At 69.9% G+C, this 15,067-nt stretch carries 15 protein-coding genes and 1 pseudogene; 15 read left to right on the top strand and 1 reads right to left on the bottom strand.

Annotated features, from left to right (window positions below; genetic code table 11):
• The first annotated feature begins 77 nt into the window (after window positions 1–77).
• The 4 genes and pseudogenes from QR77_RS06250 (at window position 78) to prcA (ending at window position 2,327) form a co-directional block, all read left to right on the top strand.
• Window positions 78–296, top strand: coding sequence for a ubiquitin-like protein Pup (locus QR77_RS06250; protein WP_040020172.1), 219 nt, complete (start codon window positions 78–80; stop codon window positions 294–296).
• Between the two features lie 142 nt (window positions 297–438).
• A pseudogene (locus tag QR77_RS43260) lies at window positions 439–708 on the top strand (endonuclease VII domain-containing protein); the annotation flags it as partial.
• Window positions 660–1,505 (top strand): proteasome subunit beta, encoded by an 846-nt coding sequence (prcB, locus tag QR77_RS06240; protein ID WP_040020171.1) that lies wholly within the window; start codon window positions 660–662, stop codon window positions 1,503–1,505. The pseudogene QR77_RS43260 and the gene prcB, both read left to right, overlap by 49 nt.
• Window positions 1,506–1,556: 51 nt before the next feature.
• Entirely contained in the window at window positions 1,557–2,327 is a 771-nt protein-coding gene (gene prcA, locus QR77_RS06235; protein WP_040020169.1) for a proteasome subunit alpha, read from the top strand.
• A 123-nt stretch (window positions 2,328–2,450) separates the two neighbouring features.
• Here prcA and QR77_RS06230 read toward each other — a convergent pair whose 3' ends face one another.
• On the bottom strand, window positions 2,451–3,467 hold the full coding sequence (locus tag QR77_RS06230) for a LacI family DNA-binding transcriptional regulator (RefSeq protein ID WP_040020167.1): 1,017 nt from the start codon (window positions 3,465–3,467) through the stop codon (window positions 2,451–2,453).
• Window positions 3,468–3,606: 139 nt separating this feature from the next.
• On the opposite strand from QR77_RS06230, the gene QR77_RS06225 reads away from it, so the two are divergent.
• From QR77_RS06225 to QR77_RS06175, 11 genes are all read left to right on the top strand, one after another.
• Window positions 3,607–4,965 carry an MFS transporter gene (locus QR77_RS06225; protein ID WP_078876503.1) on the top strand — a complete coding sequence of 453 codons (1,359 nt, stop codon included), beginning with the start codon at window positions 3,607–3,609 and terminating at the stop codon, window positions 4,963–4,965.
• Between the two features lie 9 nt (window positions 4,966–4,974).
• Window positions 4,975–6,336, top strand: a complete 1,362-nt coding sequence (pafA, locus tag QR77_RS06220; RefSeq protein WP_040020165.1) for a Pup--protein ligase — start codon at window positions 4,975–4,977, stop codon at window positions 6,334–6,336.
• 201 nt (window positions 6,337–6,537) lie between these two features.
• Window positions 6,538–7,560 carry an FKBP-type peptidyl-prolyl cis-trans isomerase gene (locus tag QR77_RS06215; protein ID WP_040020164.1) on the top strand — a complete coding sequence of 341 codons (1,023 nt, stop codon included), beginning with the start codon at window positions 6,538–6,540 and terminating at the stop codon, window positions 7,558–7,560.
• 79 nt (window positions 7,561–7,639) lie between these two features.
• Window positions 7,640–8,014 (top strand): FKBP-type peptidyl-prolyl cis-trans isomerase, encoded by a 375-nt coding sequence (locus tag QR77_RS06210; protein ID WP_040020163.1) that lies wholly within the window; start codon window positions 7,640–7,642, stop codon window positions 8,012–8,014.
• Between the two features lie 118 nt (window positions 8,015–8,132).
• Window positions 8,133–9,089, top strand: a complete 957-nt coding sequence (locus QR77_RS06205; RefSeq protein WP_040020162.1) for a WYL domain-containing protein — start codon at window positions 8,133–8,135, stop codon at window positions 9,087–9,089.
• A 10-nt stretch (window positions 9,090–9,099) separates the two neighbouring features.
• Window positions 9,100–10,056 (top strand): WYL domain-containing protein, encoded by a 957-nt coding sequence (locus tag QR77_RS06200; RefSeq protein WP_040020161.1) that lies wholly within the window; start codon window positions 9,100–9,102, stop codon window positions 10,054–10,056.
• Between the two features lie 15 nt (window positions 10,057–10,071).
• A complete protein-coding gene (locus QR77_RS06195; RefSeq protein WP_040020159.1) occupies window positions 10,072–10,296 on the top strand; it encodes a hypothetical protein in 225 nt (74 codons plus the stop codon).
• Window positions 10,297–10,369: 73 nt separating this feature from the next.
• Window positions 10,370–10,564 carry a hypothetical protein gene (locus QR77_RS06190; protein ID WP_040020157.1) on the top strand — a complete coding sequence of 65 codons (195 nt, stop codon included), beginning with the start codon at window positions 10,370–10,372 and terminating at the stop codon, window positions 10,562–10,564.
• Between the two features lie 223 nt (window positions 10,565–10,787).
• A complete protein-coding gene (gene tatA / locus QR77_RS06185) occupies window positions 10,788–11,093 on the top strand; it encodes a Sec-independent protein translocase subunit TatA (RefSeq protein ID WP_040020156.1) in 306 nt (101 codons plus the stop codon).
• A gap of 62 nt (window positions 11,094–11,155) precedes the next feature.
• Window positions 11,156–12,109, top strand: coding sequence for a twin-arginine translocase subunit TatC (tatC, locus tag QR77_RS06180; RefSeq protein WP_078876502.1), 954 nt, complete (start codon window positions 11,156–11,158; stop codon window positions 12,107–12,109).
• Window positions 12,110–12,201: 92 nt separating this feature from the next.
• Window positions 12,202–15,030: a DEAD/DEAH box helicase gene (locus QR77_RS06175; RefSeq protein ID WP_040020154.1), complete on the top strand. Its 2,829-nt coding sequence runs from the start codon at window positions 12,202–12,204 to the stop codon at window positions 15,028–15,030.
• The last annotated feature ends 37 nt before the right edge of the window (window positions 15,031–15,067 follow it).

Raw genomic sequence — 15,067 nt, 5'->3', positions numbered from 1 at the left:
GCCGATGTCGGACCCGGCTTGTAGGGTCTGATCTTGAAGGTCACATCGAGCGGGGCGAACCGAGCGGGGTGAGGGATATGGCGACCAAGGACACCGGCGGCGGACAGCAGAAGGCCACGCATTCCACGGAGGAGGTTGAGGAGCAGGCGCAGGACGCGCAGGGCTCCGAGGACCTCAAGGAGCGACAGGAGAAGCTGTCGGACGACGTGGACTCGGTTCTCGACGAAATCGACGACGTGCTCGAAGAGAATGCCGAGGACTTCGTGCGTTCCTTCGTGCAAAAGGGCGGACAGTAGTCGCGCATGTGAATGTCCGAGGGAGCCATTCCTGTCGCGGGCGGACGCCGTGCCATCAGACGTCCGGTCGCGACAGGTCCCTTTGTGACGGACTTCAGGCGTACCAGGAGGATGTTCTTCCGGATACTCCCGGGAGAGCGTGCGCGGATACGGCATCACCGAAGCTGTGCGCGACGAGACGATTCCGTCCCTGACGGGTGTCCGTACGATCCGTCAGTCCCGTCCCGAGGTACATGTGGATCAGTGCCACGGGACGGGTAGGGTCCGTGGCGTACTGTGCTTCAACTGCAATTCGGCCATCGGCAAGTTGGGAGATGATCCTGACACTCTGCGTCGGGCCATCGCCTACCTGGAGGGAAACGCGTGGAAGCCAACACTCGTAGCACCGGGCGTCTGCCGGCTGCCTTCCTGACGCCCGGCTCGTCCTCGTTCATGGACTTCCTGTCGGACCACTCACCGGACATGCTGCCCGGGAAGCGTTCGCTGCCGCCGCTTCAGGGCGCCATCGAGGCACCGCACGGCACGACGATCGTCGCCGTCACGTTCCCCGGCGGGGTCGTCCTCGCCGGTGACCGCCGGGCGACGATGGGCAACATGATCGCGCAGCGCGACATCGAGAAGGTCTTCCCGGCCGACGAGTACTCGGCCGTGGGCATCGCCGGCACCGCCGGTCTCGCCGTGGAGATGGTCAAGCTCTTCCAGCTCGAACTGGAGCACTTCGAGAAGGTCGAAGGTGCCCAGCTCTCCCTGGAGGGCAAGGCCAACCGGCTCTCCACGATGATCCGCTCCAACCTCGCCATGGCCATGCAGGGCCTGGCCGTCGTCCCGCTCTTCGCGGGCTACGACGTGGACCGCGAGAAGGGCCGCATCTTCTCGTACGACGTGACGGGCGGGCGCTCCGAGGAGAGCGGCTACGCGTCCACCGGGTCCGGCTCGATCTTCGCCCGCGGGGCGATGAAGAAGCTCTACCACGAGGAGCTGACGGAGCAGGAGGCCACGACGCTGGTCATCCAGGCGCTCTACGACGCGGCGGACGACGACTCGGCGACGGGCGGCCCCGACGTGGCCCGCCGGATCTACCCGATCGTCACCGTCATCACCGACGACGGCTTCCGCCGTATCGGCGACGAGGAGTCAGCCGAGATCGCCCGCTCGATCCTCGAGCGCCGGTTGCAGCAGCCCGACGGCCCGCGCGCCGCGCTGCTCTGACGCCCCTGTTCTGAACCCGACATGCCACTGACAGAAAGGGACGGATAGCCGGTGTCGACGCCGTTCTATGTCTCACCCCAGCAGGCGATGGCCGACCGGGCGGAGTACGCCCGCAAGGGCATCGCCCGTGGTCGCAGCCTGGTCGTGCTGCAGTACGCCGACGGCATCGTCTTCGTCGGCGAGAACCCGTCCCGCGCGCTGCACAAGTTCAGCGAGATCTACGACCGGATCGGCTTCGCCGCCGCCGGCAAGTACAACGAGTACGAGAATCTGCGGATCGGCGGTGTGCGCTACGCCGATCTGCGGGGATACACCTACGACCGCGCCGATGTGACGGCGCGTGGTCTGGCCAACGTCTACGCGCAGACGCTCGGCACCATCTTCTCCAGCGCCGGCGAGAAGCCGTACGAGGTCGAGCTGGTCGTCGCCGAGGTGGGTGCCACCCCGGAGGGCGACCAGATCTACCGGCTGCCGCACGACGGTTCCATCGTGGACGAGCACGGCTCGGTCGCCGTCGGTGGCAGCTCGGAGCAGATCAGCACCTATCTGGACCAGCAGCACCGCGAGGCCATGTCGCTCGCCGAGGCGCTGAAGCTGGCCGTCCAGGCGCTGTCCAGGGACACCAACGGCAGCGAGCGGGAGATTCCCGCCGAGCGGCTGGAGGTGGCGGTCCTGGATCGTGAGCGTCCGCAGCAGCGGAAGTTCAAGCGGATCGTCGGCCGCCAGCTCTCCCGCCTGCTGGAGGCGGACGGAGCGGCGTCCACCCCGACGGACGCCCCCTCGGACACCGAGGAGTCGGAGGACACCGCCACCGACGAGTAGACGGGTGGTCGCCTGTCCTCTCCGCTGTGCCCCGGCCCGCCGTCGTGCGGACCGGGGCGCAGTGACGTCCGGGGGCGCGGTGACGTCCGGGGTTCGGGGTTCGGGGTTCGGGGAGAGAGTGGCTCAGGGGACCTGTGGGGCCGCTGTGGAGCCGCGCACCATCAGGGTGACCGGGAGGTCGCCGGCCTCCGGCTCGCGGCCGTCCAGGACCGCCAGCAGCGCCGACATGCCGCGCTCGCCGACCCGTTCGGCGGGGAGCCGTACGGTGGTCAGCTCCGGTTCGACCGCCGTCGCCAGCGCGAGGTCGTCGAAACCGGTGACGGAGAGGTCCTCGGGCACCCGCAGACCGAGCCGCCGTACCGCCTTGCAGGCGCCGGCGGCCAGGACGTCGTCGTCGCAGACCAGCGCCGTGGGGCGCGGCCCGGGGCCGGTGATCGCCCGTACGGCGGCGGCGCGCGCGGCGCCCACCTCCAGGGGGGAGCGGACCGTCGTCACGGACGCGCCCGGCACCTCCCGTACCGCTTCGGCCAGGGTCTCGGCCCGTACGTCGAAGGTCCACGAGTCGATGGACGAGGCGAGGTGCACGATCCGGCGGTGGCCGAGGCCGAGCAGATGGTCCGTCACCTGCCGCATTCCGTCGGCGATGTCGAGATTCACCCGCGCGGCGGCGCCGCGGCCCACCGGATCGCTGTCGAGCATGACGAGCGGCAGATCCGCGTCGCTGATCGCGGCCAGCGCCTCCGTCGCCATCGAGGAGGCGATGACGCCGTCGAGGGCGGCGCGCGCCGACGCGAAAGGGTCCTTGGCCGGGCCCACCCCGGCCGGTGAGGGGTAGAGGACCACCCCGAAGTCGTGCCGGGCGGCGACCTCGGCGGCGCCGGTGTACACGCGGGCGAAGAACTCGTTGGTGAGCGCGGGCACGACGAGCAGGGCGGTCCTGGTCCGGCCGAGCCGCAGGTTACGGGCGGCGAGGTTGGGCCGGTAGGCGAGCTGCCGCGCGGTGTCCCGTACGAGCCCGGCCGTCCGCTCGGAGACCCGGCCGTGCCACTTGTCGCCGAGGACGAGCGAGACGGTGGCCTGCGACACACCGGCGGCGCGCGCCACGTCTCTGCTGGTGGGCCTGGCCGCCTGCTCCGTCATGGCCCTCGCTCCCCGTCGTCCGGTCTGTGGTCGCCGTGCTCGCCGTCGTCGCTGTGGACCGGCGGACTGCGCTCATGGTACGTATGACGGCGACGTTATACGTAAAACCCCCGGGTGGTCCCGGGAGGGGGAGTGGGACATGGCCGCAGGACCGACCGGCGAGACCGGAGCCGTCGGAGAGCCGGGGGAGACCGCGAGCACCGGCATCACCGCCACCACGGACACGACCGGCACCACAGGCACCACGGGGTACGCGGACATCCTCAGGGCGCCGAGCGCCGCCCGGCTGCTCGCCGGCACGCTCCTCGGCCGGCTGCCCAACGCCACCGCCCCGATCGCCATCGTGCTGCTCGTCCGGGCGGCCGGCGGCAGCTACAGCTTCGCCGGCGCGCTCGCCGCCGTGTACGGGATCTCCAACGCCGTCGGACAGCCGCTGCTGGGCCGGGCCGTCGACCTGCACGGCCAGCCGCGCGTGTACATCCCGACCGCCGTCCTCTCCGCCCTCGGCGTGGTGGTGCTGGTGACCGTGGGCACCGGCGTGGAGCCGCTCGCCTACGCGGCCGTCATCGTCTCCGGACTCTTCACCCCGCCCCTCGAAGGCGGTCTGCGCGCGCTGTGGCCCAGCGTCCTCGGCCGTGAGGAGCGGGTGCACCGGGCCTACGCCATGGACGCCGTGGCGCAGGAAGTCATGTTCACGGCGGGCCCGCTGCTGGTGACGCTGCTGGTCGCCCTCTGGTCCCCGGGCACCGCACTGATCGTCATCAACGCCATGGGCGTGCTCGGCGCGCTCTCCGTGGCCCTCTCCGAGCCCTCCCGTGTCTGGCGTTCGGCGCCCCGCGAGGCCCACTGGCTCGGCGCCCTGCGCGCGCCGGGCCTGCTCGCTCTGCTGGCCGCCTTCCTCTTCGTCGGGGTCGCGCTCGGCTCGATCACGGTCGCCGGTGTGGCGTACGCCGACGACCACGGCCGGGAGTCGGTGTACGGGTGGCTGATGGCCGCGCTCGGTCTGGGTGCGCTGATCGGCGGAGCCGTGTACGGCGCCATCAGGTGGACCGGCGCCCCCGAACGCAGGCTCAGGGCCATCGTCGCGCTGCTCGCGCTCGGCTATCTGCCGCTGGCGCTCACCCCGGGGGTGGCCGCGATGACCGTGCTGAGCGTCGTCGCCGGACTGTTCCTCGCACCGGCGATCGCCTGCGCGTTCATCGTCGTCGACCGGCACGCCCCGCGCGGCACGGTCACCGAGGCGTTCTCCTGGCTCGTGACGACCTTCGGGGTCGGCGCCGCGCTGGGGACGGCCCTGGCGGGTCCGGCCGTCGAACTCGGCGGTACGGCAGCGAGCTTCGCGGTCGCCGGCGGGGGCGGCATCGCCGCGCTGCTCGTGCTGCTGGCCACCCAGCGGGTACTCGCAGTTCCCGGCAGTCGTTCGAATGCCACGCCCGGAAAGGAAAATGATCCAAGTGAGGCGGCCGAACCCGGTTTCAGCTCAGGCCATCAGGCGTAATGTTCAGTCATGGACCGCCGCATCTTCGGGCTGGAGAACGAGTACGGCGTCACGTGCACGTTCAGGGGACAGCGCCGACTGTCACCTGACGAAGTGGCGCGCTACCTCTTCCGCCGTGTTGTCTCATGGGGCCGCAGCAGCAATGTCTTCCTGCGGAACGGCGCCCGCCTCTACCTCGACGTGGGTTCGCATCCGGAATACGCAACTCCCGAATGCGACAATCTGACTGAGCTGGTCACCCACGACAAAGCCGGCGAGCGCATTCTCGAAGGCCTGCTCGTCGACGCCGAACGCCGCCTGCACGAGGAGGGAATCGCGGGCGACGTCTATCTCTTCAAGAACAACACCGACTCCGCCGGAAACTCCTACGGATGCCATGAGAACTATCTTGTGGCCCGCCACGGAGAGTTCTCCCGGCTGGCGGACATCCTGATTCCCTTCCTCGTCACGCGGCAGTTGCTCTGCGGAGCCGGAAAGGTGCTGCAGACGCCGCGCGGCGCGGTCTACTGCGTCAGCCAGCGTGCCGAGCACATCTGGGAGGGTGTCAGCTCAGCGACCACCCGCTCCCGTCCGATCATCAACACCCGTGACGAGCCGCACGCCGACGCGGAGCGTTACCGCCGCCTCCACGTCATCGTCGGCGACTCGAACATGTCCGAGACGACCATGCTGCTGAAGGTCGGTGCCACCGACCTCGTGCTGCGCATGATCGAGGCGGGCACGGTGATGCGCGACCTCACGCTGGAGAACCCGATCCGGGCGATCCGTGAGGTCAGCCACGACATCACCGGCCAGCGCAAGGTGCGCCTGGCGAGCGGACGTGAGGCGTCCGCCATCGAGGTCCAGCGGGAGTACTACGAGAAGGCCGTGGACTTCGTGGACCGCCGGGGCATCCGCACCGGCGTCGTGGAGCAGGTCCTGGAGCTCTGGGGCCGCACACTCGACGCGATCGAGGCGGAAGACCTCGACCGTATCGACACGGAGATCGACTGGGTCATGAAGTACAAGCTCATCGAGCGGTACCGGGCGAAGCACAACATGACCATGTCGCATCCGCGTGTCGCGCAGATAGACCTCGCCTACCACGACATCCACCGCCGGCGCGGGCTGTACTACCTCCTGGAGAGGAAGGGCCAGGCCGCCCGGATCTGCAACGACCTGAAGATCTTCGAGGGCAAGTCGGTGCCCCCGCAGACCACCAGGGCACGGCTGCGCGGTGACTTCATCCGCAGGGCCCAGGAACAGCGCAGGGACTTCACCGTCGACTGGGTGCATCTCAAGCTCAACGACCAGGCGCAGCGCACCGTACTGTGCAAGGACCCCTTCCGGTCGGTCGACGACCGGGTGGAGAAGCTGATCGCCGGTATGTGACCGCCGGTATCTGGCGGTAGGTGGCGGAGGGCGCGGGATTCACCGGATCGGGCGGTTTCCGGCCGCGCCGCTCCGCCACGGGTGCGCGGGCCTCGTACGAGTTCTGTACGGGGCCCGCTCGCATGCCGTACCCGGGCGTGTCGCTCGGGGGGTCGTAGAGTGGCGGCCACCCGACATCCCGCCTACCCCACGAGGACAACTGTGCGACGCCGTCTTGCAGCCCTGCTCATCCTGCCGGCACTGGTGCTGACCGCTTGCGGAGGCGGTGGCGATTCCAAGAAGAAGGACGACGGGGCCTCAGCTCCCACGGCGTCCGCCTCGGCCGCTCCTTCGACCCCGCCGCAGGCGCCGGTTCCCACCCCTGTCGCCTCGGCCAGCCCCATGCCCCAGATCGCGGGAGCGGAGGGGAAGCGGGCCACGATCACGCTCCCCAAGACCGCCCCGACCGACAAGTTCGTCGTCAGCACGCTCAGTGAGGGCAAGGGCGCGACGATCAAGTCGGGCGACTACGTGCAGGCGCACTACACGGCGAAGATCTGGCAGAGCGGCAAGGACCTCGGCAGCTCGTACGACAAGGGCGGTCACCGCCAGTTCATCACCGCCGGCCAGAACACCACCATCCCGGCCTTCTCCGAGGCCGTCAAAGGCAAGAAGGACGGCAGCCGGATCCTCGTGGTGGCCCCGCCCGCCGCGGCCTTCGGCACCCAGGGCAACCCGCAGCTCGGGGTGGGCAAGAAGGACACGCTCGTCTTCGTCTTCGACCTCGAGGTCATGCCGAAGCGGGCGCAGGGCAGCCAGGCGTCGATCCCGAAGAACCTCCCGCAGATCAAGGCCGACAAGGACGCCGCCGCCACCATCTCCGTACCGAAGAACGACCCGCCGGCCGGACTGGTCGACCAGGTGCTGATCCAGGGCAAGGGCGACACGGTCAAGGCGGGACAGACCATCTACATGCAGTACAGCGGCGCGACCTGGAAGCCCAACGAGGGCAAGCCCAGCGCCACGCTGTTCGACGACTCGTGGAAGACCGGCGCGCCGTTCATCACCGAGATCGGCACGAAGAAGGTCATCGAGGGCTGGGACAAGGGCCTGGTCGGCAAGAAGGTCGGCAGCCGCGTACTGCTCGTCATCCCGTCCGCGATGGGCTACCAGGACAAGGCCCAGGGCCCCATCCCGGCCAACTCCACGCTGGTCTTCGTCGCCGACATCCTCGGCATCGCCTGAGCGGGCGGCCGCACGCACCGGTCCGGTGACGGTGTAAGACTGTCCCGGTTGTCCGTACATCATGTTGAGGAGCAGTTCAGTGAGCATCGAGAAGCCCGAGATCGACTTCCCTGAGGGCCCGGCGCCCGCCGATCTGGAGATCGTCGACATCTGGGAGGGCGACGGGCCCGTCGCCAAGGCCGGCGACAACGTCAAGGTCCACTACGTGGGCGTGGCGTTCTCCACGGGCGAGGAGTTCGACGCCTCGTGGAACCGCGGCAACCCGCTCCCGTTCCAGCTCGGCGCCGGACAGGTCATCGCGGGCTGGGACCAGGGCGTGCAGGGGATGAAGGTCGGCGGCCGCCGCCGGCTCACCATCCCCGCGCACCTCGCGTACGGCGACCGCGGCGCCGGCGGCGGCGCCATCGCCCCGGGCGAGACGCTGATTTTCGTCTGCGATCTGGTCTCCGTCTGATCACATCGAGACACCTGAGGGCCCATGCTGTCCGGCATGGGCCCTCGGCTTTGCCGGGGCCCCGCGGGGCGGTACGGTCAGGCGCGGAGCGGCACGATCAAAGGGGTGCGGAGCGTCGATGGCGATTGCCAAGGCTGAGCGGCTGATGAATCTGGCGCTGTGCCTGCTCGGTACCGGGCGCCCGCTCAGCAAGCGTGAGCTGCGCGGCTCGATCGAGGCCTACCTCGAAGCGGGCTCCGACGACGCGTTCAACCGGATGTTCGAGCGGGACAAGGACGATCTCCGCGAACTCGGCCTGGTCATCGAGACGGTCGAGAACCTCGACGGCGAGACCGGCTACGTCGCCCGCAGGGACAGCAACAGACTGCCTCCCATCACCCTCGACGGCGAGGAGGCAGCAGCGCTCGGCCTCGCGGCCAAGGTGTGGCAGCAGGCCCGTCTCGCGGGCGCCGCGAGCGGGGCCCTGCAGAAGCTGCGCGCCGCCGGGATGCCGGAGGCCGAGGACTCGTACGAGGCGCACCACAGCGCCCTCGAACCCCGCATCCCCGTCCACGAGGCCGCCTTCGAACCGCTGATGCTGGCCTGCCGCGACCGTCGCCCCGTCGCCTTCGACTACCGCAAGGCCAACTCGGCGCGCCCGGAACAGCGCCAGGTGGAGCCGTGGACGCTGGAGTGCTGGCGCGGCCACTGGTACCTGGCGGGCTGGGACCGTGACCGGGGGGCCGAGCGGGTCTTCAGGCTGTCGCGGATCAGCGGCCGGGTCCGTTCCAGGGCCGGGCAGTTCGTGGCGCCGGTGCCCGATGTGGTGACCGTACGCGAGACCGTGGAGAGCTGGGCCGGGGAGACGGCGACCCGATCCGCCCTGATCCGACTGCGCGCGGGGTGCGGCTACCCGCTGCGCGCCAAGGCGCTGTCGTCGCGTGAGCTGGGCAACGGCTGGGACGAGCTGGAAGTGCCGTACGGGCACGGGCTCGACGCCTGGCTGGTGGAGTTCGGCCCCGATGTGGTCGTACTGGAGCCCGCTGACCTGCGGGCCGACGTCGTGGAGCGGCTGCGCGCCGTGGCCAAGGGCTGAGGGGGCACACATGGCAGCCAACGCCATCGACCAGACCCGGCGGATGCTCTCGCTGGTGACCTATCTGCGGGAGCGCCCCGGCGCCCATGTCACCGATGTCGCCCGGGCGTTCGGCATCACCGAGGACGAACTCATCTCCGACCTCGACGTGCTGCCGATGTGCGGGACGAGCTTCCGGGGCGGCGACCTGCTCGACATCGACACCGACGGCGACCGGATCTGGTGGCACAACGCCGACGACGTCGCCGAACCGCTGCGGCTGGCCGCCGACGAGGCGACGGCGCTGCTCGTCGCCGCCCGCGCTGTCGCGACCCTGCCGGGGCTGCGCGAGAGCGACCGGCAGGCGCTGCTGCGCGCCACGGCGAAGCTGGAGGCGGCGGCGGGGGAGGCGGCGGGGGCCAGCTCGCGGCTCTCGGTGACCTTCGAGTCCGAGGGCGGCGTGTTCGCCGACGTCGACCGGGCGATCTCCGAGCGGCGCAGGCTCTGGCTGCGCTACTACTCGCCGGCCCGCGACGAACTCACCGAGCGCGAGGTCGATCCGATCCGGCTGTTCGCCGTGGGCCACACCTATCTGGAGGGCTGGTGCCGGCTCTCCGAGGCGCGGCGCACCTTCCGGCTCGACCGGGTCGCCGAGATCAGACTGCTCGACGCGCCCGCCGCACCGCCGGAGCTGGAGCTCCGGGACCTGTCGGAGGGGCTCGTGCAGCCCTCGGCCGACGACCCCGAGGTGGTCGTCGACGTCGGTCCCGGTGGCCGGTGGGTGGCGGAGTACTACCCGCACGACAGCGCCGTCGAACGGCCCGACGGAGGGCTGCGGATCACGCTGCGCACCCCGGCGCCCGCCTCGCTGAGACGGCTCGCGCTCCGGCTGGGCGGGGACGGCCGGATCGTCTCCCCGGCAGATCTCGCCGACAGCGCGCGCTCGGCGGCGCGTGAGGCCCTCATGGCGTACGACGGCCAGGAATAAGGAGATCCACAACACATGGGCCCTGTTCTCTTCAAGGCTGCCTGCCCGCAGTGCCGTGCCCGCTTCGAACTCTCGGCGGGGGCACTGCGGCTGGCGATCGGCGCCACTCACAAGACGACCTTCTACTCCTTCACCTGTCCGGAGTGCGACACAGCGGTACGCAAGCCGGCCGGCGAGCGGATCGTGGAACTCCTCACCGGCGGCGGGGTACGGACGCTGCGCCTCCACTCACGGGTCTGAGCCGGGTCAGGACCGGGCTGAGCCGGGTCCGGGCCGGGTCCGGGAGCCGCGCGGGAACTACTAGGCTCCTCCCATGTTCTGGCCCATGCTCGCCGTCGCCCTGGGGTTCGCCGGTATCGCCGTACTCGGTGTTCTCGCGATCCGTGTCTTCCTCGAAGCCCAGCGGCTGGCCCGCCAAGTGGCCGCCACCACCGACCGGATCAACCGGGCCGCGGAGGACCTCGAACACGCCGCCACCCGACTCGCGGCGACCGGCGGGGCATTGTGATGGCCCACGCCCCCTCCTGCCAGGAGCTTCCGCGGGGTACGCTGCTGTGCGCGGCCCAGGTAGCGAGGCACGGGCCGTCGACGGAACGACGCAAGGGGATTGCCCACTGTTTACCCCCTCGCGTTACGATCGCTGCACGTGCCTGAGCCGGACATCAGTCCAGAGTCCGGCCACAGTCGGTACAGGCCCGCCCCATGCCGCCTCGGTGAGAAGGTAAACGCTTATGTTCGGACGACTCGGAGCCCCCGAGATCATTCTGATCCTCGTGGTGATCGTCCTGCTGTTCGGCGCGAAGAAGCTTCCTGACATGGCGCGTTCGCTCGGCAAGTCGGCCCGCATCCTCAAGAGCGAGGCCAAAGCCATGAAGTCGGAGGGCGGCGCACAGGCCTCCGCCCCGGCCGACCCGCCTCAGCAGAACACCGGCACCGCCGCTCAGGACCAGGCACCGCCGCGTACGATCCAGGCCTCGCCCGGTGACGTGACCAGCGCGCGCCCGGTGAACGAGCCCACGGACTCGGCACAGCGCTGACCCCAGGGCCGGAACGGACACCGCTGTCACCGGCTGTCCGCCGCACGAGATGAGGACGTGGGTTGCTTAAGCCTGCTCGCAAACAGCAGACCGACCCCGAGGGGCGCATGCCCCTCGTCGCGCACTTGCGTGAGCTGCGCAACCGCGTCGCGAAGGCGCTGCTGGCGATCATCTTGATCACCATCATCGCCGCCTTCTTCTACACGCAGATCATCGAGTTCTTCACCAACCCCGTGCTGCACGCCGTCGGCTGCAAGTCGAGCTTCTCGGAGCTGGCGCAGCAGAGGGACGTCAACTGCGCGCGCATCGTCCTGAACGGCCTTCTCGCGCCGTTCACCCTGGCGCTGAAGGTCTCGCTCATGGCCGGCGTCGTGGGGTCGTCCCCGATCTGGCTCTACCAGCTCTGGGCCTTCGTCGCGCCCGGACTGCACAAGCACGAGCGGCGGTACTCGCTCAGCTTCGTGGGAGCCGGCGTCCCCCTCTTCCTGCTCGGCGGCTTCATCGCCTACGAAGCGCTGCCGACCATGGCGAAGGTGCTCCTCCAGCTCTCGCCCGCCGATGTGGACAACCAGCTACCGCTGGACGAGCTGCTGGACCTGATCACGCGCATGGTGGTCGTCTTCGGCCTCTCCTTCGAACTGCCACTCCTGCTGGTGATGCTCAACTTCATCGGGGTCATCACCGGAAAGCGGATGCTCGGCTGGTGGCGGATCATGATCATGGGGATCACGGTGTTCGCCGCGGTCGCCACCCCCAGTACCGATCCGCTGTCGATGCTGGCGCTGGCAGGCCCGATCTGGGTGCTGTACTTCGTCGCCGTCGTCGTCTCGCTCTTCAACGACCGCCGCAAGGCCCTGCGGGCAGCGGCCGGACCCGACGACGACGAGGCCTCCGAGCTGGATCTGAGCCCCGACGAGGTCGAGAGCATCGAGCCGGTCTCCGCCTCGCCGCTCCTGCCTGAGCAGGCCGACGGCACCCGGTCGACCAAGGTGAACGGCTACGACGACGTCACCTGAGCCGGTGCGGCACGCGGGGCGCTGCCTCGCGTTACCGGGGCCGGTAAAAGATCGCGCTGACTGTCAGAGCTGACGGGTAGGCTCGAAGCAAGATGACAGAGGACCTCTCACCAGCCGAGCGGTACGCCGCTGCCAGGACCCGCGCCGTCGAGCAGGCCACGGCGCTGGCACCCTTCCGCGAGATGTACGACTTCGGCCTGGACCCGTTCCAGATCGAGGCCTGCCAGGCGCTCGAAGCCGGAAAGGGCGTGCTGGTCGCGGCGCCCACCGGTTCCGGCAAGACCATCGTCGGCGAGTTCGCCGTGCACCTGGCCCTGACCAAGGGCCGCAAGTGTTTCTACACCACGCCGATCAAGGCGCTCTCCAACCAGAAGTACGCCGACCTGGTCAAGCGCTACGGCGCCGACAAGGTCGGCCTGCTGACCGGGGACAACAGCGTCAATTCGGACGCGCCGGTGGTCGTCATGACCACCGAGGTGCTCCGCAACATGCTGTACGCGGGCTCCCGGTCGCTGCTCGGGCTCGGCTATGTGGTGATGGACGAGGTGCACTACCTCTCCGACCGCTTCAGGGGCGCGGTCTGGGAAGAGGTGATCATCCACCTGCCCGAGTCGGTGACGCTGGTCTCACTCTCCGCGACGGTCTCGAACGCGGAGGAGTTCGGCGACTGGCTGGACACCGTCCGTGGCGACACCGAAGTGATCGTCTCCGAGCACCGGCCCGTGCCGCTGTGGCAGCACGTGCTCGCCGGGCGCCGGATGTACGACCTCTTCGAGGAGGAGAGCGACCACGGCGGCCGTGGCGTCGCGAAGCGCGAGACGAACCCCGATCTCGTCCGGATGGCCCGGATGGAGAACCAGCGCACGTACAACCCCCGCGAGCGGCGGCGCGGAAAGATGATCCGCGAGGCCGACAGGGAGCGGGAGCGCAGGTCCCGCAGCCGCGTCTGGACGCCGTCGAGGCCCGAGGTCATCGCGCGTCTCGAGGCCGAGGACCTGCTGCCGGCGATCACCTTCATCTTCAGCAGGGCCGCCTGTGAGGCGGCCGTGCAGCAGTGCATGTTCGCCGGGCTGCGGCTCAACAACGACGAGGCGCGCGGCCGGGTGCGCGAGATCGTCGAGGCGCGCACCGCCTCCATCCCCCGGGACGACCTGCATGTCCTCGGGTACTACGAATGGCTCGAAGGCCTGGAGCGCGGGGTCGCCGCGCACCACGCGGGCATGCTGCCCACGTTCAAGGAGGTCGTCGAGGAACTGTTCGTACGGGGCCTCGTCAAGGCGGTCTTCGCCACGGAGACCCTGGCGCTCGGCATCAACATGCCGGCCAGGTCCGTGGTCCTGGAGAAGCTGGTCAAGTGGAACGGCGAACAGCACGCCGACATCACCCCCGGCGAGTACACCCAGCTCACCGGGCGGGCCGGGCGGCGCGGTATCGATGTCGAGGGACACGCCGTGGTCCTCTGGCAGCGCGGCATGGACCCGGGCGCCCTCGCCGGGCTGGCCGGGACCCGGACGTATCCGCTCCGCTCCAGCTTCCGCCCCTCGTACAACATGGCGGTCAACCTGGTCCAGCAGTTCGGCAGGCACCGCTCGCGCGAGCTGCTGGAGACGTCGTTCGCCCAGTTCCAGGCCGACAAGTCGGTCGTCGGCATCTCCCGCCAGGTCCAGCGGAACGAGGAAGGGCTCGACGGCTACCGCGAGGGCATGACCTGCCACCTCGGCGACTTCGGGGAGTACGCGCGGCTGCGCCGCGACCTCAAGGACCGGGAGAACGACCTGGCGAAGCAGGGCGCGGTGCAGCGGCGGGCCGCCGCAGCCTCGTCGCTGGAGAAGCTCAAGCCGGGCGACGTGATCCACGTACCGACAGGCAAGTTCGCCGGGCTCGCGCTGGTGCTCGACCCCGGTGTGCCGGCGGGCCGTTCCAACGGACACCGCGGTGCTGAGTACCAGGAGGGGCCGCGCCCGCTCGTCCTGACGTCGGAGCGGCAGGTCAAGCGGCTCGCCTCGATGGACTTCCCGGTGCCCGTGGAGGCGCTGGAGCGGATGCGTATCCCGAAGACCTTCAACGCCCGTTCGCCCCAGTCGCGCCGCGACCTCGCGTCCGCGCTGCGCTCGAAGGCCGGGCACATCGTGCCCGAGCGGCACCGCAAGCAGCGTGCCGAGGCCGCCGACGACCGGGAGATCGCCCGGCTGCGTACGGAACTGCGCGCGCATCCGTGCCACGGCTGCGACGAGCGCGAGGACCACGCGCGCTGGGCCGAGCGCTACCACCGGCTCCAGCGCGACACCCAGCAACTGGAGCGGCGCATCGAGGGCCGGACGAACACCATCGCCCGCACCTTCGACCGTATCGTCGCGCTCCTCACCGAGATGGACTACCTCCGGGGCAACGAGGTCACCGAGCACGGCAGGCGGCTCGCCCGGCTCTACGGCGAACTGGACCTCCTCGCCAGCGAGTGCCTGCGGGACGGCGTCTGGGAGGGGCTCGGCCCGGCCGAGCTGGCGGCATGCGCCTCGGCCCTGGTGTACGAGGCCAGGCAGTCCGACGACGCTGTGGCGCCCAAGGTCCCCTCGGGCAAGTCGAAGGTGGCGCTGGCCGAGATGGTCCGTATCTGGGGCCGTCTCGACACCCTGGAGGAGGACTTCAAGATCAGCCAGACGGAAGGGGTCGGGCAGCGCGAGCCCGATCTCGGCTTCGCCTGGCCCGTGTACATGTGGGCCTCGGGCAAGGGACTCGACGAGGTGCTGCGCGAGGCGGAGATGCCGGCCGGCGACTTCGTGCGCTGGTGCAAGCAGGTCATCGATGTGCTCGGCCAGATCGCGGCGGCGGCACCCCGGGAGAACAGCACGGTCGCGAAGAACGCGCGCAAGGCGGTCGACGAGGTGCTGCGCGGAGTGGTGGCGTACAGCTCGGTCGGCTAGGCCCTGTCCCGCGGGACGCCCGTCGGTCGGCCCCGGC

Source organism: Streptomyces sp. 150FB, assembly GCF_000818195.1.
Classification (GTDB): domain Bacteria; phylum Actinomycetota; class Actinomycetes; order Streptomycetales; family Streptomycetaceae; genus Streptomyces.
The sequence above is the reverse complement of the archived record's forward strand: the minus strand, read 5'-3'. Positions and strand labels throughout refer to the sequence as shown.